This window comes from Marcopretia estuarina LEGE 06307 (genome assembly GCF_056633115.1).
In genome coordinates, this window is record NZ_JBSJOY010000003.1 from 254,711 (window position 1) to 275,735 (window position 21,025).

Annotated in this window: 21 protein-coding genes and 1 tRNA gene; 12 read left to right on the top strand and 10 right to left on the bottom strand. The window is 67.2% G+C overall.

Going from position 1 to position 21,025, the window contains the following annotated elements; all coding sequences use genetic code 11:
- Positions 1-109 precede the first annotated feature (109 nt).
- Both ACWJI3_RS08845 and rpsT read right to left on the bottom strand, forming a co-directional pair.
- The gene (locus tag ACWJI3_RS08845) at positions 110-943 is read right to left on the bottom strand and encodes a TatD family hydrolase (protein WP_255099866.1); all 834 of its coding nucleotides are present in this window, start codon (positions 941-943) and stop codon (positions 110-112) included.
- Positions 944-1,142: 199 nt separating this feature from the next.
- On the bottom strand, positions 1,143-1,451 hold the full coding sequence (gene rpsT, locus ACWJI3_RS08850) for a 30S ribosomal protein S20 (protein ID WP_094510212.1): 309 nt from the start codon (positions 1,449-1,451) through the stop codon (positions 1,143-1,145).
- 131 nt (positions 1,452-1,582) lie between these two features.
- Between rpsT and hisD the strand changes: the two genes are divergently transcribed.
- Entirely contained in the window at positions 1,583-2,866 is a 1,284-nt protein-coding gene (gene hisD, locus ACWJI3_RS08855; protein ID WP_094510427.1) for a histidinol dehydrogenase, read from the top strand.
- Between the two features lie 48 nt (positions 2,867-2,914).
- On the opposite strand, the gene rpiA is transcribed toward hisD, so the two are convergent.
- Genes rpiA through ACWJI3_RS08870 form a run of 3 tightly spaced genes read right to left on the bottom strand, consistent with a single transcriptional unit; the run spans position 2,915 to position 5,794 of the window.
- Complete coding sequence (gene rpiA, locus ACWJI3_RS08860) at positions 2,915-3,628, bottom strand: ribose-5-phosphate isomerase RpiA (protein ID WP_094510211.1); 714 nt, start codon at positions 3,626-3,628, stop codon at positions 2,915-2,917.
- A 46-nt stretch (positions 3,629-3,674) separates the two neighbouring features.
- Positions 3,675-4,928: a trypsin-like peptidase domain-containing protein gene (locus ACWJI3_RS08865; protein WP_480203475.1), complete on the bottom strand. Its 1,254-nt coding sequence runs from the start codon at positions 4,926-4,928 to the stop codon at positions 3,675-3,677.
- Between the two features lie 26 nt (positions 4,929-4,954).
- Positions 4,955-5,794, bottom strand: coding sequence for a metallophosphoesterase (locus ACWJI3_RS08870; RefSeq protein ID WP_480203476.1), 840 nt, complete (start codon positions 5,792-5,794; stop codon positions 4,955-4,957).
- A 104-nt stretch (positions 5,795-5,898) separates the two neighbouring features.
- Between ACWJI3_RS08870 and nblD the strand changes: the two genes are divergently transcribed.
- The 6 genes from nblD to ACWJI3_RS08900 all read left to right on the top strand — a co-directional run bounded on the left by nblD (position 5,899) and on the right by ACWJI3_RS08900 (position 12,863).
- The gene (gene nblD, locus ACWJI3_RS08875) at positions 5,899-6,183 is read left to right on the top strand and encodes an NblD family protein (protein ID WP_094510209.1); all 285 of its coding nucleotides are present in this window, start codon (positions 5,899-5,901) and stop codon (positions 6,181-6,183) included.
- A gap of 155 nt (positions 6,184-6,338) precedes the next feature.
- On the top strand, positions 6,339-6,806 hold the full coding sequence (gene rimP / locus ACWJI3_RS08880) for a ribosome maturation factor RimP (RefSeq protein WP_255099868.1): 468 nt from the start codon (positions 6,339-6,341) through the stop codon (positions 6,804-6,806).
- 69 nt (positions 6,807-6,875) lie between these two features.
- Positions 6,876-8,321, top strand: a complete 1,446-nt coding sequence (nusA, locus tag ACWJI3_RS08885; RefSeq protein WP_255099869.1) for a transcription termination factor NusA — start codon at positions 6,876-6,878, stop codon at positions 8,319-8,321.
- Positions 8,322-8,331: 10 nt separating this feature from the next.
- Positions 8,332-8,610 carry a YlxR family protein gene (locus ACWJI3_RS08890; protein WP_480203477.1) on the top strand — a complete coding sequence of 93 codons (279 nt, stop codon included), beginning with the start codon at positions 8,332-8,334 and terminating at the stop codon, positions 8,608-8,610.
- A gap of 63 nt (positions 8,611-8,673) precedes the next feature.
- Entirely contained in the window at positions 8,674-12,102 is a 3,429-nt protein-coding gene (gene infB, locus ACWJI3_RS08895) for a translation initiation factor IF-2 (RefSeq protein ID WP_480203478.1), read from the top strand.
- Between the two features lie 2 nt (positions 12,103-12,104).
- Positions 12,105-12,863, top strand: coding sequence for a low-complexity tail membrane protein (locus ACWJI3_RS08900; protein ID WP_480203479.1), 759 nt, complete (start codon positions 12,105-12,107; stop codon positions 12,861-12,863).
- Here the strand turns inward: ACWJI3_RS08900 and ACWJI3_RS08905 are convergent.
- A complete protein-coding gene (locus tag ACWJI3_RS08905; protein ID WP_094510203.1) occupies positions 12,795-13,037 on the bottom strand; it encodes a DUF3493 domain-containing protein in 243 nt (80 codons plus the stop codon). The genes ACWJI3_RS08900 and ACWJI3_RS08905 overlap by 69 nt on opposite strands.
- Before the next feature lie 43 nt (positions 13,038-13,080).
- On the opposite strand from ACWJI3_RS08905, the gene ACWJI3_RS08910 reads away from it, so the two are divergent.
- A tRNA-Thr gene (locus ACWJI3_RS08910) sits at positions 13,081-13,152 on the top strand.
- A 530-nt stretch (positions 13,153-13,682) separates the two neighbouring features.
- On the opposite strand, the gene ACWJI3_RS08915 is transcribed toward ACWJI3_RS08910, so the two are convergent.
- The 4 genes from ACWJI3_RS08915 to ACWJI3_RS08930 form a co-directional block, all read right to left on the bottom strand.
- Positions 13,683-14,132: a cupin domain-containing protein gene (locus ACWJI3_RS08915; RefSeq protein ID WP_480203480.1), complete on the bottom strand. Its 450-nt coding sequence runs from the start codon at positions 14,130-14,132 to the stop codon at positions 13,683-13,685.
- On the bottom strand, positions 14,129-14,761 hold the full coding sequence (locus tag ACWJI3_RS08920; protein WP_480203481.1) for an alpha/beta fold hydrolase: 633 nt from the start codon (positions 14,759-14,761) through the stop codon (positions 14,129-14,131). Before ACWJI3_RS08920 ends, ACWJI3_RS08915 begins: the two co-directional genes overlap by 4 nt.
- A 150-nt stretch (positions 14,762-14,911) precedes the next feature.
- Positions 14,912-15,115 (bottom strand): Nif11-like leader peptide family natural product precursor, encoded by a 204-nt coding sequence (locus tag ACWJI3_RS08925; protein WP_094510199.1) that lies wholly within the window; start codon positions 15,113-15,115, stop codon positions 14,912-14,914.
- A 105-nt stretch (positions 15,116-15,220) separates the two neighbouring features.
- Positions 15,221-16,186: a cation diffusion facilitator family transporter gene (locus ACWJI3_RS08930; RefSeq protein WP_480203482.1), complete on the bottom strand. Its 966-nt coding sequence runs from the start codon at positions 16,184-16,186 to the stop codon at positions 15,221-15,223.
- Between the two features lie 545 nt (positions 16,187-16,731).
- Between ACWJI3_RS08930 and ACWJI3_RS08935 the strand changes: the two genes are divergently transcribed.
- From ACWJI3_RS08935 to ACWJI3_RS08950, 4 genes are all read left to right on the top strand, one after another.
- Positions 16,732-18,528 (top strand): alpha-amylase family glycosyl hydrolase, encoded by a 1,797-nt coding sequence (locus tag ACWJI3_RS08935; protein WP_480203483.1) that lies wholly within the window; start codon positions 16,732-16,734, stop codon positions 18,526-18,528.
- A 10-nt stretch (positions 18,529-18,538) separates the two neighbouring features.
- Positions 18,539-19,321: an N-formylglutamate amidohydrolase gene (locus tag ACWJI3_RS08940; protein WP_198948190.1), complete on the top strand. Its 783-nt coding sequence runs from the start codon at positions 18,539-18,541 to the stop codon at positions 19,319-19,321.
- Between the two features lie 111 nt (positions 19,322-19,432).
- Positions 19,433-20,218: a transglutaminase-like domain-containing protein gene (locus tag ACWJI3_RS08945; protein WP_233132687.1), complete on the top strand. Its 786-nt coding sequence runs from the start codon at positions 19,433-19,435 to the stop codon at positions 20,216-20,218.
- The gene (locus tag ACWJI3_RS08950; RefSeq protein WP_480203484.1) at positions 20,215-20,943 is read left to right on the top strand and encodes a proteasome-type protease; all 729 of its coding nucleotides are present in this window, start codon (positions 20,215-20,217) and stop codon (positions 20,941-20,943) included. The genes ACWJI3_RS08945 and ACWJI3_RS08950 overlap by 4 nt, the downstream gene beginning before the upstream one ends.
- The last annotated feature ends 82 nt before the right edge of the window (positions 20,944-21,025 follow it).

Here is a 21,025-nt window from a genome sequence, read left to right on the forward strand (position 1 = left end):
AGGCGGGTGGAGCCGGAAGGGGCGGCCCGCCTGAATCCGGCCTATGGAGCTCTGTTCAAGACTGCTGACGTCGACAATGGAGCGCTCGCGCTGCCAGACCAATAAAACATCATACACATTGAGGAATGGATGTCACAGGAAGTCGAAAAAGACCTACCGCATTGGCGGTGCTGCAAGCCGCCACTTCTGTGAGGGTTTCCCCGCGCAACACAGCCATCCTCTCGGCCACGGAGGCCACAAAGGAGGGTTCATTGCGCTTGCCCCGACGGGGGACCGGTGCGAGGAACGGGCAATCGGTTTCCACCAGATAGCGGTCGGCCGGCACCTGGCGGGCACAGGCGTGGGTGGCTTCGGCTTTGGCGAAGGTGACGGTGCCGCTGAAGCTGATCAGCAGCCCCAGCTCCAGAAACCCTTCCATTTCTTCAGGGGTTCCGCCCCAGCAGTGCATCACCCCGCGGGGGCAGCGTCCTTCGCTCTGCCGGGCTCGCAGCTCGGCCAGCATGGGTTCGGCCGCATCGCGGCAGTGGATGATCACCGGGAGATCAAGCTCCACGGCCAGGTCCAGCTGCGGACGCAGGATGTCAAGCTGCACCTGAAGATTGGTGGCGCGGAAGCTGTCAAGGCCCAGCTCCCCGATCGCCACCACCCGCCCATCGGCCTGAGCGGCAGCGCGCAGCACCGCGGGGGTGTCGTCCTGCCAATGCTCGGTGTCGAGCGGATGAACCCCCACGGAGTAGCGCAGCTCAGGGATGCGATCGGCGAGGGCGCGAATCGCCGGAATCTCGGCAGGTTCGACGCAGGCGTGCAGCAGGGAGACCACCCCGGCCTGGCGCCAACGCTGAATCACTTCCTCGAGATCGTGCTCGAAGTTGCGAAACACCAGATGGCAGTGGCTGTCGATCAGTGCTGGCGTGGTGAGCGCTGGCGCGGACTGGCCTGTCATGACGGCGGCGTGGAAGGGCAGCGGCGTAGACCGGACAGAGAGGTGGAGACGAGGTAGTGCCCTGAACTGCAAGGAGCCCTGCAGGGGAGGGCATCTTGGAGGGGGTGGCACCTGTAGGACATCTGCCGGGGCTGCAGTGCCTGCAAGCTCAAGCAGTGAGCTGCGTTGATGAACAAAGGAGAGAAACCCCGGCGGGCGATCAGGCCTTGGGGGCGGTTGCCGGTTCGATCGCCTGTTTCACGGCGTGGCTGAGCCGGGACTTCTGGTTGGCGCCGGTGTTGCGGTGAAGAACGCCGCGCTTGACGGCCTTGTCGATCTTGCTGAAGGCCGCATTCATGGAGCTGCGAACCGCTTCCTTGGCCTCATCGCCAGGCTGCTGCTCGTAGCTGGAGACGGCGGTGAGGCAGCGCTTCATGAGCGTGCGCACAGCCGACTTATAGGAGCGGTTCTTGAGCCAGTTGCGCTCGGCAACCAGGATGCGCTTCTTCGAGGATTTGTTATTGGCCACAGGCGGGTTCGGCGCTGAATCGGCAGTCGCTGATCCTACCTTCAACCCTGCCGACCTGCCCAGGGGCGGGGATCTAGCTTGAACCGACACGCACGAGGCCCCCGGTGACCAACGCACCAGCAGCTCTGGCGATGCAGGTGCTCCAGGAACCGGAGGCGATCGGCAGCCGGCTGGAGGAGATCGCCCAGCGCACCGGCAGCGCCGAGATGAGCGAGGCCGCACGGCAGGTGGACGCGATCCTCGAGCGGGTGCGCCTGGAAGGGGATCAAGCGCTGCTGGATCTCACCGAACGCTTCGATGGTGTGCGGCCCGACCCCCTGCGCATTCCGGCGGAAACGCTCGCCGAAGCCTGGCGCACCTGCCCCGCAGACCTGCGCAGTGCCCTGGAGCTGGCCCATCGCCGCATCCTCGATTTCCACCAGCGCCAGCTGCCCCGCGACATCAGCGTCAGCGGCGTGCATGGCGAGCGCCTGGGCCGGCGCTGGAGCCCGGTGGATCGGGCCGGGCTGTATGTGCCTGGCGGCCGGGCCTCTTACCCCAGCACCGTGCTGATGAATGCGGTCCCCGCCACTGTGGCGGGCGTTCAGCGCCTGGTGATGGTGACCCCACCGGGTCCCGACGGCTGGCCCAACCCGATCGTGCTGGCAGCGGCCCACCTGGCCGGCATCCGTGAGATCTACCGCGTCGGAGGGGCCCAGGCGATCGGGGCGCTCGCCTACGGCACGGATTCGATCCCGCGCGTGGATGTGATCACCGGCCCGGGCAACCTTTACGTGACCCTGGCCAAGAAGGCGGTGTACGGCCGGGTGGCGATCGATTCCCTCGCCGGCCCGAGCGAGGTCCTGGTGATCGCCGACCAGAGCGCCAATCCCACCCATGTGGCGGCCGATCTGCTGGCGCAGGCGGAGCACGACCCGATGGCGGCGGCAATCCTGCTCACCACCAGTGCCGCCGTGGCCAAGGCCGTGCAGCATGAGGTGGAGGCCCAGCTGCGCAACCACCCCCGGGCGGAACTGGCGGCCACCGCCCTGCGCGACTGGGGGCTGATCGGCATCTGCGCATCGCTGGAAGAGGCGGCTCGGCTCAGCGACCGCTTCGCCCCGGAACACCTTGAGCTGCTGGTGGAGCGGCCAGCCCCACTGGCCGACCACATCCGTCATGCCGGAGCGATCTTCCTCGGCCCCTGGAGCCCTGAGGCGGTGGGCGACTATCTGGCCGGCCCCAACCACACCCTGCCCACTTCAGGCACGGCCCGCTTCGCCGGCGCCCTCAGCGTGGAAACCTTTCTGCGCCACACCAGCCTGATCCAGTTCAACCGCCAGGCCCTGGAGGCCACCGGCCCCGCCGTGATCGCCCTGGCGGACAGTGAAGGCCTGCACAGCCATGCGGAATCGGTGCGGCTGCGGCTGAACTGAAGCCCGCCGCAACCGCTCTTGTCACGCCGCCACAACCGCTGACGCCGGTCAGCGCTTCGGCAGGTCTTTCACCTCGGGCACGCCGTCGGTGATCTGACCCACCAGCACCTGGTCGGCCAGGTTGACGAACAGACCGTTTTCCAGCACGCCGGGGATGTTGTTGATCTCCTGCTCCAGCGAAACCGGGTCGCCGATCCCGCCGGGGAACTTCAGGTCGAGCACGAGATTGCCCTGGTCGGTCACCACCGGGCCGGCCTTGCGCACGGCCATGCGCAGCTCCACCTCCGCGCCGATCACCTCCAGCTCCGACTTCACCTGACGCCAGGCGGCGGGCAGCACCTCCACCGGCAGAAGAAAACCCAGATTGAGTCGTTCCACGAGCTTGGTGGAATCCACCACCACAACGAAGCGCTGGGCACGGCGCGCCACCAGCTTTTCCTGCACGTGGCAGGCACCGCCGCCCTTGATCAGCTGGAAGTTGGGGTCGACTTCATCGGCACCGTCGATCGCCAGGTCGATCCGCTCCACCGCGTTGAGGCTCTGCAGCGGGATGCCGAGCTCCGCAGCCAGCACTTCGCCTTGAAACGACGTGGTCACGCCCACGATGTTGGTGAGTTCGCCACGGCTGAGCTTGGCGCCCAGCTCCTTGATCATCAAGGCGGCCGTGGAGCCTGAGCCCAGACCCAGCACCATGCCATCCCGGATCTGGTCAACGGCCGCAGCAGCCACCGCCTGCTTCATGCGGTCCTGCAGATCTGACATCGAAGGCGCGCCAAAGGCCGTGACCGTAGCAAGGGCGCGGGCAGGCTCAGGCGGGGTGGGGCAGGGCGCCGGGACGGATCGAGAGCTGCAGTTCGCGGGCACCTCGCACCACTTTCAGCGGCAGGCTTTCACCGACCTTGGAAGCCTCCACCTGCTCCAGCAGGCTGGCTGGATCCCGCACCGGCCGATCGGCCGCCGCCACCACCAGGTCGCCGCGGCGCAGGCCGGCGGTTTCGGCCGGGCTGTCGGGCAGCACGCGCTGCACCAGCGCGCCATCGCGCTCCGGCAGCTGGAGAATCGCATCGGGATCACGGTTGTTGTCACGGGCGCGGCGTGCAGTGAGCGGCACCAGCTGGAGGCCCAGGTAGGGATGCACCACCTGGCCACCGGTGCGCAGCTGGTCGGACACCCGCCGGGCCAGGTTGATCGGGATCGCGAAGCCCAGACCCGCACCGGGACCGGAGCGCACCAAGGTATTGATGCCGATCACCTCTCCGCTGGCATTGATCAGTGGCCCCCCGGAATTGCCGGGATTGATGGCGGCGTCGGTCTGGATCAGATCAAGCCGCTTGTCGGCGAAGCCAAGGCTGGTGATGTTGCGGTGCAGGCTGCTGACGATGCCGAGTGTGACCGTGCGCTCCAGTCCGTAGGGGCTGCCCAGGGCGATGGCCCAGTCACCCACTTCCAGGGCCTCGGAATCACCAAGGGGAGCGGCAACCAGATCGGGCGAGGCGTCGATGCGCACCACCGCCAGGTCGGTGACCGGATCGGCGCCCACCACCCGGCCATCCAGCTGGCGGCCGTCAGCGAGGGTGACCTCCACCAGATCGGCCCTATCCACCACATGGGCGTTGGTGAGCACCAACCCGGAGGCGTCGATCACCACGCCGGAGCCCTGACCCCGCTCCCGGGTGCTGCTGGAGGGGTCACCGAAGAGATCACGCAGCAATGGATCGAGCAAGGCGGGGTCGAAGGCCTGGCGCGCCACACTGCGCTCGGTGTCGATCCGCACCACCGATTCCCCCACCCGCCGGGCGGCCTGCGACACGAAGCTGTGAGGTGGAACCGTCGCGGCCGCTGGGGGCGGGGCACTGGGAGGCGCGGCCGTATCGGCTCCGGCTGTGCTGGCTGCAGCCGTGTTGGACGTAGCTGGGACCGGGACGGTGGCCGCTGGCGCCGCCGGTGAGGGGGGGGCGACGGCCAGGGCGGATCCCGGGCCCGCCGTGATCAGCAGCAAGGCCAGCGGCAAGGCCAACAGGCGCAGCCACAGGGTACGGAGCACGCTGGAGTCGGAGGACACGGGCCCGAGACGTGAGGCCACTGACGCTAGGGGGGTGACGCTTCACCCGCTGGCGCCGAGCCGGGGGAGGCAGTGGCGGTGGGGGTGGCGGTAGCAGCGGCGGTTGCAGCAGCAGCAGGCCAGCGCCGCAGTTGCTGCTGCCAGCGGCCGTCCGGGGCCAGCTTCCAGACGCGCCCGCCGGGATCGCAGGCACGGCCCAGCGGGCAGGCCTGCACCGCCTCGAACTGGCGGTGGGTGGAAGGACACCCCAGCAGCTGCACGTCGGGCCGGCCGGGCAGCACCCCCCGCCAGTGCTGATGGATGTGCCCGAAGGTGACCGCCCTGAGCCAGGGGCAGGCCGCCAGCAGCTCAAGCAGGGCAGCAGGGTGCCGCAGGGCGATCCCATCCATGACGCCGTGGCCGATGGGCACCGGCGGATGGTGCAGGGCCACCAGCAGGGGGCGGTCGGCCGCTTGCAGTTGCGCTTGCAGCCAGCGCAGCTGATCCGGGCCGAGCCCACCATCGACGCGGCCAGCCAGGTGGGTGTCGATCAGCAGCAGCCGCCATTCGCCCAGATCGACGGCGGCCGGTGCGATCACGGCCTGCCGGCCCAACGCTGCCCGCAACAGGGCCGGGTGGTCGTGGTTGCCGGGCAGCAGCGCCACCGGCCAGCCTCGGGCGCTCAGCAGCTGCCCCAACCGCACATAGCCACCCCACGACTCGTCCTGGCAGAGGTCGCCGCTGATCAGCAGCAGATCGAAGGGAGCTTCGCCCGGCGCAAGGGCCTGCTCCAGCGCACTGGCCAGCGACGCGTTCGGCTGAAAGCCATGAAGCCAGCCGTGCGGATCGGCCAGCAGATGGGGGTCACTGAGCTGAAGGAGGCGCACAGCTGGCAACGGGAACTTTTTGACGTCGCACCTTTTCGACGTCGCAACAGTGGGGCCCGGGCCCGCAGATAGCAGCCTAAGTTGCCTCCAACCGCCGCCATGCCATGGCTTCGATCCCCCCCGGCACCCGCGTGCGCTGCGCACTTTGTCAGGTGGAGATCCAGGGGATGGTCGGTGGCAATGACCAGGTGCTCTTCAGCCAGGGCGCTCCCGGCACCCGCGCCAAGCTCTGGGCGAGGGTCTGTCAATACGTGAAGGAGCCGCAGCGCTGCATCAACCAGGACGCGGCCCTGCGCGGTGAAGCGGGGGTGGACGACTTTTACGGGGAGGCCCCCAGCCTCGGCCTGTTCGGCGGCGCTCCGAGCACCAGCCTGGGCACCACGGAGTGAGGCGTCGCCTGGCCGCTGGGCGGTGCTGGAGCACCGACCTCTAGGATGACGAAGTGCCCGGCGGGCATACCCAGGCGCACGAGCTTGCTCCAGCGTCCGGGGCAGTTCTCTGCAGGAGCCGGTCGGGCTCGCTCCACTGCTCCTGACCCGCCCCGGTGCCCCACCCCCTTCTTCCCGCACTGGAATCCCTCGCGCGCCGGGTGGCTGACACAACCGGATTTCGCGTGGTGGAGGCGCAGATCCAGACCCATCGCCATCCCTGCATCGTTCTGGTGCAGATCCGCACTGGTGATGGCGGCGATGTGACCCTCGACGATTGCGCCGCCTTCAGTGGTGCCCTGGCTGAGGCGATGGAGGCCGAAGAGCTGCTGAGCGAGGCCTATGTTCTCGAAATCAGCAGTCCTGGTCTCAGCGACACGCTGGTTGAAGACCGTGACTTCCACAGCTTTCGGGGTTTCCCGATCGAGGTGCGGTTCCGGGATTCCAGCGGAGCTGAATGCACCCGTGCCGGGCTGTTGCTGGAGCGCGACGACGCCTTCCTGCACCTCAACGTCCGTGGCCGCCGCCAGCGGATTCCCCGCCAAGACGTGCTGACCGTCAGCCTCACCCGGCCGAGCGAGTGACTCCGCCCTCAGCCTGAGCGGCGCGCCGCTTCCCAACCCGATTGTTGTTCCAACCCCTCTTCCCATCCCATGGCGCTCGTTCTTCTCCCCGGTCTGCAGAACCTGATCGAGGACATCAGCGATGAGAAGAAGCTGCCCACCCAGGTGGTGGAAGCGGCCCTGCGCGAGGCGCTGCTGAAGGGCTACGAGCGTTACCGCCGCACCCTCTATCTCGGCATCAGCGAGGACCCGTTCGAGGAGGACTACTTCAGCAATTTTGATGTGGCCCTCGATCTTGATGAGGAGGGCTACCGCGTGCTCGCCAGCAAGATCATCGTCGAGGAGGTGGAGAGTGAAGACCACCAGATCGCCCTCGCCGAGGTGCAGCAGGTGGCGGAAGACGCCCAGATCGGCGACACCGTGGTGCTCGATGTCACCCCCGAGAAGGACGATTTCGGCCGCATGGCCGCCTCCACCACCAAGCAGGTGCTGGCCCAGAAACTGCGCGACCAGCAGCGCCGCATGATCCAGGAGGAGTTCGCCGATCTGGAGGATCCCGTGCTCACCGCCCGGGTGATCCGCTTCGAGCGCCAGTCGGTGATCATGGCGGTGAGCTCCGGGCTTGGCCGGCCGGAGGTGGAGGCGGAGCTGCCTCGTCGCGACCAGCTTCCCAACGACAACTACCGCGCCAATGCCACCTTCAAGGTGTTCCTCAAGGAGGTGAGCGAGGTGGCGCGCCGCGGGCCGCAGCTGTTCGTCTCCCGGGCGAACGCCGGCCTTGTGGTGTACCTCTTCGAAAACGAAGTACCGGAAATCCAGGAAGGTTCCGTGCGCATCGTGGCGGTGGCGCGGGAAGCCAACCCCCCGTCACGGGCCGTGGGGCCACGCACCAAGGTGGCAGTGGACAGCGTGGAGCGCGAAGTGGACCCCGTGGGGGCCTGCATCGGTGCCCGCGGCTCCCGCATTCAGCAGGTGGTGAACGAGCTGCGGGGCGAGAAAATCGACGTGATCCGCTGGTCTCCCGATCCGGCCCAGTACATCGCCAATTCGCTCAGCCCGGCACGGGTGGAGATGGTGCGCCTGGTGGATCCGGAAGGGCATCACGCCCACGTCCTTGTGCCGCAGGACATGCTCAGCCTGGCGATCGGCCGGGAAGGCCAGAACGTGCGCCTCGCCGCACGCCTCACCGGCTGGAAGATCGACATCAAGAACGCGGCCGAATACGACCAGGTGAGCGAGGACGCCCGCGCCGCCGAGCTGATCGCCCTGCGCGAGGAAGACGAGCGCCAGCAGGCCGAGGCGGAAGCCCGCCTGGCGGTGGAGCAGGCCAACCGCGCGGAGGAGGATGCGCGCCTGCGGGAGCTCTATCCCCTGCCCGAAGACGAGCTCGACCTCCAGGAAGAAGACGAAGAGCCTGTCTATGAAGGCGAAGCCGAGCCTGGGGAAGACGCTGAAACTGAGGCCGACGCGGAAGCGGCAGCTGACCTGGAGCCCGAAGGCGAACCCGATGCGGAAGCTGAGCCGCTCAACGGCTGAGGGTCACCCGATGGCGACATCCCCCACCCTGCGGCGTTGTGTGAGCTGCCGCCTGCTGGCCGACCGGGACCAGTTCCTGCGGGTCATCCGCCTGGCGGGTGGCGGCATCGCCCTGGATCAGGGCATGGGCCGCTCGGCCTATCTGTGCCCCACCCGGGCCTGCTTTGACGAGGCGAAGCGGCGAAAGCGGGTGCAACGCGCCCTGCGCTGCGCGGTGGCGGAATCCACCTATGCCGCGCTTGAACAGCGGCTGAACCGCTCTCCGGCAGCAGCCTCTGAGGCAAGATGATTGATGGCTGCACCGCGTGTGGGGCCCGGCGGCACCTGCGGCCCCGACCGATCGGAGACCTGAATGACCAGCAGCGGCAAAGTGAGAATCTATGAGTTGTCCAAGGACCTGGGCCTGGACAACAAGGACGTGCTCGACGCTGCCGAAAAGCTGTCCATTGCCGCCCGCAGCCACAGCAGCTCGATCAGCGATGACGAAGCTGCCCGCATCCGGAAGCTGATCCGCCCCAACGGCAGCGGCATCTCCCGACCCACGCCGCCCTCCATGACCGCCCCGAAGCCCGCGACACCGCCGCTGGCGGAGCCTGGCAAAGCGATCCTGGCCGTGAAGAAAGCGGCTCCTATAACGCCGCCGGCCACCGCGGCCGCCTCATCCGTTGCCGCACCTGAACCCCCCCCGGCCCGGCCGCCAGCTCCTCCGGTCATCGTTGCCCAGCCGGCCCGCCCTGCGGTTTCCCCGCCAGCGCCGGTGAAACCTGTTCTGGTGCAATCTGCCGCGCAACCTGCGGCTCAGAAGCCCCCCTCCACCACTCCGCCGCCAGCCAGGCCCACGGCGCCGCTGCCCACACGTGCGCCGGCCGCCGGCTCAGCGCCTCCCTCCCGGCCCCCTGCCGCGCCCCCTTCAGCTGCCGCCCCTTCGGCTGCCGCCAAGCCGGCACCCTCACGGCCGGTGGCCCCTCCCGCGCGCCCTGCCACCCCGGTGAGCAAGGCCCCGGCCATGCCGGCACGCAAACCCGAAGCGCCTGCGGCCAGCACGCCCACCAGCCCACGTCCGGTCGCCGCACCCGCCACCAGCCCCCGGCCCAGCACCAGCCCCCGGCCCGTGCCCCGCGGCAATGCCCCGTCGAGCCGTCCGGCGCCGCCGCAGCGCCCCAGCGCGCCGACCCGCGCCGACGGTGGCGGCAAGCCCCAGGTGATCGGTCGGGTGGCACCCGGTCAGCCCCAACCACGCCCGGCCGCACCCAGCCCCTCCGCCGGCACGAGCAACCGGCCGGCTCCGCCTTCGGGGCGGCCAGCCCTCAGCCAGCGCCCGGCTGGCGCCCCGCAGCGCACACCAGCGCCGAGCCCCCGGCCGGTGCAGGCCCGCAGCCCCCTGGAGCTGGTGGGCAAGCCAATCCGCCGCGACGCCGCTGGTCCTGGTGCTCCCGGCAAGCCGGGCCCGCCGATCCGGGCCGGCGGCATGCCTCAGGGCATGCGCAAGCCGGTGGCGCCCGGCGAGCTCATGCAGCTGCAGAAACCCGGCACCCGCCCCACTGCCCCGCCCCCGCGCCGGCCTGAACGCGGCGAGATCGCCAGCCCTGCCGATGCCGGCCCACGGCCCACGGCCACCCCACCGGCCGCGCCACGGCGCCCTGGCTTCCGCACACCCCAGCCGGCCGGGAAGGCCCGTCGCCCGGAATGGGACGACAGCGCCAAGCTCGAAGCACTGCGCAGCAAATCGCCGCAGAAGCTGCGCCAGAAGGTGCACATCATCGGCGAAAACGATGATGCGCTCACGGCGGAAACCGGCGGTTTCGCCGGCGAGCATGAGGCCCAGGTGCTTCAGGCCAGCCTGGCCCGCCCTGCCAAACCACGCACGCGCCAGAGCGCCCCGGCGGCCAAGCCGGTGGTGGCGATGCGCAAGCGCAAGAAGGAAACCACCCGCCAGCGCCAGCGGCGCCGGGCCATGGAACTGCGCGCCGCCCGCGAGGCCAAGGCCACCCGGCCGGAAATGCTGATCGTGCCGGAGGGCAACCTCACGGTGCAGGAGCTCGCCGATCGCCTGGGCGTGGAGAGCTCCGAGATCATCAAGTCGCTCTTCTTCAAGGGCATCATTGCCACGGTCACCCAGACCCTCGATCTCTCCACGATCGAAACCGTGTCTGAGGAGTTCGGCGTTCCCGTGCTCGAAGACGACGTCCAGGAAGCCGCCAAGAAGACGGTGGACATGATCGAGGAGAGCGATCTCCAGCACCTGATCCGCCGTCCGCCCGTGGTCACCGTGATGGGCCACGTCGACCACGGCAAAACCAGCCTGCTCGACGCCATCCGCAAGACCCGCGTGGCCGCCGGCGAAGCCGGCGGGATCACCCAGCACATCGGGGCCTATCAGGTCACGATTCCCCACGCCGGCGAAGAGCGCCGCATCACCTTCCTCGATACCCCGGGCCACGAGGCGTTCACCGCCATGCGTGCCCGCGGCACCAAGGTCACCGACGTGGCCGTGCTGGTGGTGGCTGCCGATGACGGCGTGCGCCCCCAGACCCTCGAGGCGATCAGCCACGCCCGTGCCGCCGAAGTGCCGATCGTGGTGGCGATCAACAAGATCGACAAGGAAGGCGCCCAGCCCGACCGCGTCAAGCAGGAGCTCTCCGCCCAGCAACTGGTGGCCGAAGACTGGGGCGGCGACACGGTGATGGTGCCGGTGAGCGCCATCAAGCGGGAGAACATCGACAAGCTGCTGGAGATGATCCTGCTGGTGTCGGAGGTGGAAGACCTCCAGGCCAACCCTGACCGGATGGCCAAGGGCACCGTGATCGAAGCCCACCTCGACAAGGCCAAGGGCCCGGTGGCCACCCTGCTGATCCAGAACGGCACCCTCCGCGCCGGCGACGTGGTGGCCGCCGGCCCTGTGCTCGGCAAGGTGCGCGCCATGGTCGACGACACCGGCAAGCGGGTGAAGACGGCGGGTCCGTCCTCGGCCGTTGAAGCCCTCGGCTTCAGCGAAGTGCCCACCGCCGGTGACGAGTTCGAGGTCTACCCCGATGAGAAGACAGCCCGCTCGGTGGTGGGGGAACGGGCCACCGAAGCCCGAGCCACCCGCCTGGCCCAGCAGATGGCCTCACGGCGGGTGTCGCTGGCCTCCATGTCGGGTCAGGCGAGCGAGGGCGACCTCAAGGAGCTCAACTTGATCCTCAAGGCCGATGTCCAGGGCAGTGTGGAGGCGATTCTCGGATCGCTCGAACAGCTGCCCCAGGGCGAGGTACAGGTGCGGGTGCTGCTCTCGGCACCGGGCGAGATCACCGAAACCGACGTGGACCTCGCTGCCGCCTCCGGTGCGGTGATCGTGGGCTTCAACACCTCGATGGCACCAGGCGCCAAGCGCGCCGCCGATGCCACCGGCGTCGATGTGCGCGACTACGACGTGATCTACAAGCTGCTCGAGGACATCCAGCTGGCCATGGAAGGCCTGCTGGAGCCGGAGATGGTGGAGGAAACGCTCGGCGAAGCGGAAGTGCGCGCGGTGTTCAGCATCGGCAAGAGCGCCGTTGCGGGTTGCTATGTCACCAACGGCAAGCTGCAACGCAACTGCAAGGTGCGCGTCCACCGCGGCAAGCAGATCGTGTTCGAGGGCGACCTCGACTCCCTGCGTCGCAACAAGGACGACGTCAAGGACGTGGCCACCGGCTTCGAGTGCGGCATCGGGTGTGATCGATTCGCCAACTGGCAGGACGGCGACCGGGTGGAGGCTTACAAGCTCGTCACCCAGCGCCGCACCCTCAGCACCAACTGACCATGATTCCCCGCAGCGAGCCTCTGCTGTGGATTCAACTGCTCGGCCTGGCAGCACTTCCCGCCGAATTGCTGCTGGCCTTCCTGTTGTTGGCCGGGGCTGACCCAGGCCCGCTGCCCGGCCTGGAGCGGGTGCTGTGCTGGTCGCTGGGAGCGTTGCTGCCGGCGGTGCTGTTCTGGCGCCAGCCACCCGATGTGTGGTCGCTGCTCTTGGTGCAGATCCCCTTGCAGGGGCGACGGGAGTTGCAGCGGCGCCTGAGTGCCTTGCAGGCACCCCTGGCGGTGAAGGTGGTGGGGGCGGCCGGCACGGCGTTGCTGCTGGCACTGGTCTGGCTGATGGACGATCGTGCCGGGCTGGCCATGGCCGTGTCACCACTGGCGGGCAGCTCCAGGCTGGTGACGCTGCTACTCACGATCCCCCTGCTGGCCGTCTGCCTGTGGCAGTGGCAGCAGCTGTGTCAATCCGCCTGGCTGCTGAGCCGGCCAGAAGCGGTGGTTGCAGGCGCGGCGCCAGGTGGCCTCAGCCTGGAGGCCACCGCCAGGGAGCGCCTCTGCCTGGGTCTGCCGCTGCTGCTGCCCGAGCCACTGCTGCTGGCCGAGCTGCTGCCCGCCCAGCCCCTCGCGATTCCTGCTCCAGCCACCAGCTCCAGCTCCTCACCCACCACCACTTCCATCACGGCCAGCGAGGTGGACTCAGCGATCGCGCCAGAGCAGAACGCCGAAGAGGAGCAGGGCTCCGCTCTGGATGATCAGGTCTCCTGAGGCCAGCTCTCCCCCCGCCGAGACCCGCATCGCCATGGTGGCCAGGCCGATCGCCGCAGATGCGCTGAAGGCAAACCACAGGCCTCGGCGCAGCCCGCGCCAGGGCGTGCGTGCTTCCTCCAGCAACCGGGCCCGCAGTTCGGGATCGAGCGGCCTGGGCGGGGTGGGTGGCATCGGCAGGCGCTGGGGTAGGGCTCGATGCTAGTTTCCATGGACTGCCGGTGTAGCTCAGTGGTAGAGCAACTGATTCGTAATCAGTAGGTCGTCGGTTCAAGTCCGATCACCGGCTTTCTCTTGATCATTCAACTCGCCGCAATTTTGGCGGCACCTCTTTATCTCTGACGAATGTTCAGGCTCACCATTGATCTGAGCAGCAATTCGTCAGTGTGACGATCAGTCAGGGTGACGATGGGCGTCATCCAGGGCGCCAGTGGGACGATCAGTCAGGATCACGATTTCCGCCGCCAGGATTGGTGTCACCATGATTGGCAGGATGACGTTCGGCGGCGTCGATCAATCGGGCTTCCCCACCTCCATTGGCTCTGGCTTTTGGCTTTGTTCTTGACGTTCAGTCGTTGGTGTCGCGTCGCGAACGCCAGAGTGTTCGTGTCAGAGACGAGGGGATAAGTCTCGGCAGCCGCGAAGGAGTGCTCGTAGCGCAGATGTGTAAGGGGGTGATCCTGCGGCGCGGCGTCGCCGGAGGGAAGGGAAGGCCGTCAGGTCGGGATGGGTAGGGAACGTCCGCCAGGGGCGGGATTGGCCATGAGCAGCATCAGCCGCTCAGTCTCTGCCTGGGCCACCAGCATCCGATCGAATGGATCACGGTGCGGCTGTGGGAAGGTTCCGGCCCGAAGCCGATGGACGCGGCGAATCCACAGACCCTGAACAAGGAAGATGGTGCGCTTCCTCGTTGCGCTGCGGAAAGGACACATCCAGCACCACGCACCCCTCGTCACTGCGGAAGGGGCCGTGCAGTTCCCCCGGAGGACGGCTGGCGTAATGGCCCGCCTCCAGCCAGATCCCGAAGGCGGCGTCGTGAAGGCGGCCACTCACGATGAAGATCTCCTCGGGAAACGTGTGGGCCTTGGCGCCGAAGGGGGTGGTGTCGGCTCCCGGCAGAAAGCGGGTGAGGCGGGTGATCTCGCCGCTGCTGGGGTCGTGGCTGAGGATCAGCTCCTGCACCTGGCCTTCCAGTCCTTCGATCCAGCGCCAGCGGTGCTGCTCCGCCGGCAACAAGGGATTCCAGTAGGTGATGGTGGATTTGCTCATGGCTGGAGCTGCAGATGGGCGGTGATCAACGGAGCCACCACGGCGGCGTGGGTCATCGCCAGATCGTGATCTCCCCCGGGGATCACGTGCAAGCGGCTGCGGGGGATCGCCTGCGCCAGCGCCTCGCCCACACCCACGGGACTGATCGGATCGGCATCGCCCCAGAGCAGCAGCACGGGCAGGCGCAGCTGGGACAGCTGGCCAGTGAGGTCAACCGCAGCCTCGCTGAACCAGGCTGGCAGGTCGGGGTGGCTGGCGCGGAAGCCCGGACGCCAATCGAGTGCGCCATGGCAGGCCATCGGCAGGCCGCCGGAGGTGGCAGCGAGCACCAGATGGGTCACTTGGCGAGGCCGCTGCAAGGCGGCCTGAACCGCCAGCACCCCGCCCATGGATTGGGCGATCAGCGCGCAGGGACCATCCAGCTGGGCCAGCACCTGTTGCAGCAGATCCCACCAGCCGTTGATGGCGGGGTCGCGGGGCGTGCCACCGAAGCCTGGCCAGCCCAGGTGGCGGTGCGGCAGGCCAGCCGCGCTCAACCGTTCAGCGACGGGATGCCAGAAGCAGATGTTGCCGGAGGCTCCGGGGAGAAACAGCAGCCGCTCGGGCGCTGCTGCCGGGATGCGTTCCATGCGGCTTCTCCCCACCACGCTTGATCCTGCCGGACGTTCTCATGGGTGCCCACGCGCTGAGGGAGCGAATCCGCCGCCAAAACCGCGCTCAACGCCGAGGCCGGTGGGTCTGTTCTGGGCTGGAACTGTTCTGGACTGGACTGGAACTACTCAGGCCTTGAGGGCTGCCGGGCCGGCAGGCTGCCGGCGATGTTCCTCGCGGGCAAGGCGCAGATCGTGGCGGGTGACGGCGTAGCCAAGCTTGCGGGCCACCAGCAGGAATTCCTTCAGGGAGCGGCAGTGACGCAGCGGTGATCGCAGCGCCGGATCCTGCTCCGCTTCGGCCACCAATCGCTCCAGTTCGCTCCAGCTCATGGCGCCCGCTGCATTTGCTTCAGCGTTGCCGCAAGCAGCGGTGGCGGCAAGTGGCCGCGCAACAGTCCGACGTCGTCAAGCCAGCACCGGCTGCACGAACGGCGCTCAAGGGGAAGCGGCGCAGTCGTCGTGGCTGACTTCCAGCTGCAGCGTGCTCTGCCGGATTCCCAACGCCAGTAACCGCTGGCGGGCTTCTGTCAACAGAGCGCGGCCATCATCGGTGGATGCATGGTCGTGGCGCACCAGATGGGCTGTGAGTGCCAGCCGGGAGGTGCTGACCCCCCAGACGTGCAGATCGCGTACGTCGACCACATCCGGCAACTCCAGCAGCGCCGCGCGGATCGCCGCCAGGTCGGTGCCACGCGGCGCGGCATCGAGGCTCACGGCAATCGCCTCACGCAACAGAGAAAGGGCGCTGATCATCACCACGATGCCGACCCCGATGGCGGTCAGGGGATCCAGCCAGGCCCACTGGGTGAGACCGACCAGCAGGGTGCTGACCAGCACGGCAACGGACACGGCCGCATCGGTGAGCAGATGCAGCACAGCTGCGCGCTGGTTGAGGTCGTGGTGATGGTGCTGGCCGAACAGGCGCGCCGAGAGCAGGTTGATGACCACACCGGCCGCCGCCGCCCAGGCCACTGGCGCAGGATGCAGCGCCACGGGCGTAGACAGCCGCTCGATGGCTTCCACCACCACCACGCCACCGGCCACCAGGATCAACAGCCCGTTCGCCAGCGAGGCCATATGGGTGGTGCGGCCATAGCCGAAGGTGAAGCGTCCGCTCGCCGGCCGCTGGCTCAGCCGCTCCGCCCCCCAGCCGAGCGCCAGACCCACCACATCTCCGAGGTTGTGCAGGGCGTCACCGACCAGGGCCAGGGAGCCGAAGCTCAGGCCGATCACCAATTGCAGGCTGGTCAGCACGGTGTTGAGCAGCACGCTCCACTTGAAGGCGCCGGCAGGGCTGCCGCCGTGCTGGTGGCCGTGGGAACGGCCGTGAGATTGGTTGGGGTTGGGGTGGCGGTCGTGGTCGCTCGGAGCGCCGGAGGGTGAGGAACGATTCGCGTTCACCGGTGGCCCCTGCGGTCGTAGGAAAGCTAAACGGCGCTCAGGAGCCCATCACGGGCATGGGCTTGCTGAAGGGGTCATCTGATGGGGTTCTGCAGAGCCTTTCCCGGTGTGAATACTCAGAGGCGTACAGGGATCCGGCTTCTGATGCGTGAAGGCAATGATGCCGGTGAATCTTTTTGCGGATGATGCTGACGGGTCCTGCTACGGACGATGTCTGCTGATCCTTGCTCCGTGCTCCCTGCGGAGGCTTGCTCTGGATTTCCTGCCGATGCAGGATCAGGGTGAGACCCGCGGATGGTTGCTCCTGATCCTTCCTTGTGCTGACTGCTGCTGACAGAGCCATGCCACTTTCCACGTGTTGAAGCGAGGTAAATCCGCTGCATATCGCATCGGACTACACGTGATTGCAGCGCCTGAAACGCTCACTTACCAGTCATTCTGTCGTTCCAATTCGAACGCTCAAGCAAGCGATCTGAAGCCTCTTCCTTGTGAAAGAGTGGAAACATCGGGAGCCAGTCATGGGGCAGCAGCAAGCCGTCACAGGCATGGGAACCATTCTTTGCGCGGATGGCGTGGCGTTCCGCGTATGGGCGCCCAATGCCAGGGGGGTGGCCGTGATCGGCACCTTCAACGATTGGGACAGCCGCGTGACTCCAATGCAAGCGGAGGAGGGAGGCTATTGGTACGCCAAGGTGGCGAATGCAGGGATTGCTGATCAATACAAATACGCCATTGATACCGGCAAAGACACAGTTTCCCGCATCGATCCCTATGCCCATGAGGTGACCAACTCCGCAGGGAATGGGGTGATTCATGATCCCAGCTTCCACTGGGGAGAAGACAGCTTCTCCATGCGCGGCTGGAACGAGCTCGTCATCTACGAGCTGCATGTTGGCACCTTCAATGACGAATCGAGCGGCCCAGGCAAATTCATGTCGATCACAGCTCGGCTGGAGCACCTGAAGCGACTTGGCATCAATGCCATTCAGATCATGCCAGTGAGCCAGTTCGCAGGGATGCGCTCCTGGGGCTACAACCCATCCAACATCTTTGCAGTGGATTCGGATTACGGCGGATCCCTGGGCTTCAAGCAGTTCATCAAGGAATCCCATGCGGCTGGCATCGCAGTGATCCTTGATGTTGTTTACAACCATTTCGGCCCCAGCGACCTGGATCTCTGGCGATTTGATGGCTGGTGCGAAAACGATCAAGGAGGCATCTACTTCTACAACGACCACCGCGCGCTCACGCCCTGGGGGGCAACCCGTCCCGATTACGGCCGCGGGGAAGTGCGTCAATACATCCTCGACAACGTGCGCATGTGGATCACGGAGTACCACCTCGATGGCCTGCGCCTCGACAGCACGCTGTTCATCCGAAGCATCGATGATGCGGGCACCGAAGATCTTCCGGACGGTTGGAGCCTGTTGCAGGCCATCAATGAAACCACCGCTCAGCTTCAACCCGGCTTCCTGACCATCGGCGAAGATCTGGAAAGCAACGCCTGGATCACCAAGGATGTAGGCGCTGGAGGCGCTGGCTTCGGTTCGCAGTGGGATCCGCATTTCGTGCGAGCGATTCGCCAGGCGATGATCACAACGCAGGATGAAAGCCGTTCCTTGCACAGCATTCGAGAGGCCATCCTTTACCGCTACAACGACGACGCCTTTGAGCGCGTGATCTACAGCGAATCCCACGATGATGTGGCCAACGGGCAGTCACGTGTACCGCAGGATGTCAACCCCGACGATCCCACGGGTTGGTTTGCCCAGAAGCGCTCCACCATGGCAGCAGCCCTGGTGCTGACCTCGCCGGGCATTCCCATGCTCTTTCAGGGGCAGGAGTTTCTGGAGGGGGGCTGGTTTCGTGATTCGGTGCCCATCGACTGGGACCAACGGGATGAGTTCCGGGGGATTGTGCGGATGTACCGGGATCTGATCCGCCTTCGTCTCAACCGTGAGGGTGTGTCACGTGGGCTGTGTGGGCAGTTCACCCAGGTGTTTCACCTGAATGAGGAGCGCAACGTGATCGCGTTTCACCGCTGGGATCAAGGTGGTGCGGGAGATGATGTGGTGGTGATCGCCAACCTCCTCAACGGCTTCCAGGACAACTACACCGTGGGCTTCCCTGGAGCAGGCACCTGGGAGCTGCGCTTCAACAGCAACTGGCAGGGCTACAGCGATCTGTTCGATGATCACCTCTGCGGTGACGTTGAAGCAGTGGCGCAGAGCAGAGACGGGCTTCCCTGGTCAGCCGCCGTGGCACTGGCGCCCTACAGCGTGCTGATCTATTCCCAGGCGGCGGCCACGGGGCGGACAGGCCCGTCTGGGGCACCCCATTGACGGCCAGACCTTGCCACTGAACCCGCTGCTCGAGGCGGCGGATCCGCCGGTGTTCCGCGTCGTGCGCCCCACCGGCCGCTCGGCGGTGCTGCTCACGGCCGACCACGCCGGCCGTGCCATTCCGCGTCGCCTGAACCGCCTCAACCTCAGCGACACGGTGCTTGACACGCACGTTGCCTGGGATCTGGGGGTGGCCCAGCTGGGGCTGGGGCTGTCGGCGCGGCTCGACGCCTTTCTGATCCTGCACAACTACTCACGGCTGGTGATCGACGCCAACCGCCCTCCGGAGGCGCCCGATTCGATCGTGTGCCTCAGCGAGCACACCCCCATCCCCGCCAACGCCGACCTCTCCGCAGACGAGCGGCAGCAGCGGCTGGAGGAGCTCTTCCAGCCCTACCACCGGCGCATCGGCGCCGAGCTGGAGGCCCGCCAGCAACGGGCCCGGCCCAGCGTGCTGGTGGCGCTGCACAGCTTCACGCCAGTGCATGCCGGCGACGTGCGTCCCTGGCATGTGGGCGTGCTGCACGGCCGCGATGGCCGCCTGGCCGGACGGGTGCGCGAGCGGCTGGAGCGGGAGCAGGGGCTGTGCGTGGGCAACAACGAGCCCTACGCGGTCTGCGACGCCAGCGATTACACAGTGGTCGTGCATGGCGAGCAGCGCCGGATTCCGCATGTGGAACTGGAAATCCGCCAGGACCTGCTGGCCAGCGACGCCGGGCAGCGCGAGTGGGTGGAGCGGCTCGCCGCCGTGCTGCTGGATGCGCTGACAGAGGGATTCCCGCCGCTTCCCTGAGAGCAGACGTTCTTAAGCTGGGACATGGAAAGACCTGAACGCCCCACCCCGCCGCCAGCGGAACCAATCCCAGCGGAACCGACGCCACCGACTCAGCCGCTGCAGATTCGCGTGGGGTTTGATCTGCTGCTGCGCTGCCAGCGGCCCACGCCGATGATCGTGATCCTGGGGGTGCATGACTCCCGCGCCGGCGATCTGCTGGAAGCGGACCCGCTGCAGTTATCGCCGCAGGTGCCCTGCCAGTCGTACGTGGACACCTACGGGAACCACTGCAACCGGCTGCTGGCCCCCGCCGGGCCGATGCGCCTGCGGGGCCGTGGCCTGGTGGCCGACAGTGGCCTGCCGGATCCGGTGCTGCCCTGGCTGGAGCAGCAGCCGGTGGAACTACTGCCGGATCACGCCTTGCTGTTCCTGCTGGCCAGCCGCTTCTGCGAGAGCGACCTACTCACGGACTTCGCCTGGTCCCAGTTCGGCCAGGCGCCCGAAGGCTGGGGGCGGGTGCAGGCGATCTGCGATTTCGTGCATCAGCACGTGCGCTTCGATTACAACCGCTCGAGCCCGACAAAATCGGCCCTGCAGACCTTCGAAAGCCGCGTGGGGGTCTGCCGTGATTTCGCCCATCTGGCCATTGCCCTCTGCCGCTCCATGAACATCCCGGCGCGATACTGCACCGGTTACCTGAGTGACATCGAGGTGCCACCGCCCCATACCGCCATGGATTTCTCGGCCTGGTTCGAGGCCTATCTCGGCCAGGGCTGGCACGTGTTTGACCCACGCAACAACACCCCGCGGATCGGGCGGATCCTGATCGCCCGGGGCAGGGATGCGGCGGATGTGGCCCTCACCACCAGCTTCGGGCCGTCGGTGCTGGAGTCGTTCGAGGTATGGGCGGCATGACTTACTGCGTGGCGGTGCTGCTGGAGAGCGGCATGGTGTTCGCCTCCGATTCACGCACCAATGCAGGCCTGGATGATTTCGCCAGCTTCTGCAAGATGACGGTGTTCGAGCGGCGCGGCGATCGGGTGCTGGTGCTGCTCAGCTCCGGCAGCCTGGCCGGCACCCAGGCGGTGATCAGCCTGCTGCGTCAGCGCGCTGACGCCGACGACGGCACGCCCAACGTGTGGACGGCCCGCACCATGTTCGATGTCATGGGCCTCGTTTCCGATGCGGTGCGGGCGATCGAAGAGCGCGATGGCCCTTTCCTCAAGGGGGCGGCCGGCGGCTTCAATGCCTCCTTCCTGGTGGGCGGGCAGATCAAGGGGGAAGCACCACGCCTGTTCCGCATGTACGCCGAAGGCAACTTCATCGAGGCCAGCGAAGGCACCCCGTTCCTGCAGACCGGCGAGGCGAAGTACGGCAAACCGATCATCGACCGGGTGATCGACCGCGACACCACCCTGGCGGAAGCGGCCAAATGCGTGCTGGTGTCGTTCGACTCCACCATGCGCAGCAATCTGTCGGTAGGGATGCCGATCGACCTGCTGCTCTACGAGCGGGACAGCCTGGCGATCCAGCAGCGCCGCCGCTTCGCGGAAGGAGATAGCTACTTCAAGCAGCTGAGCGGCGAGTGGAGTGCGGGCGTGCGCAAAGTGTTCCGGGAGCTGCCAGAACTCGCCTGGTAAGCAGGTCAACCCTGCCACGCTGTTCTCACCATGGGGCGGCCTACCTAGCCTGGAGAGATACCGCCGGAGCCGACCGTTGGAC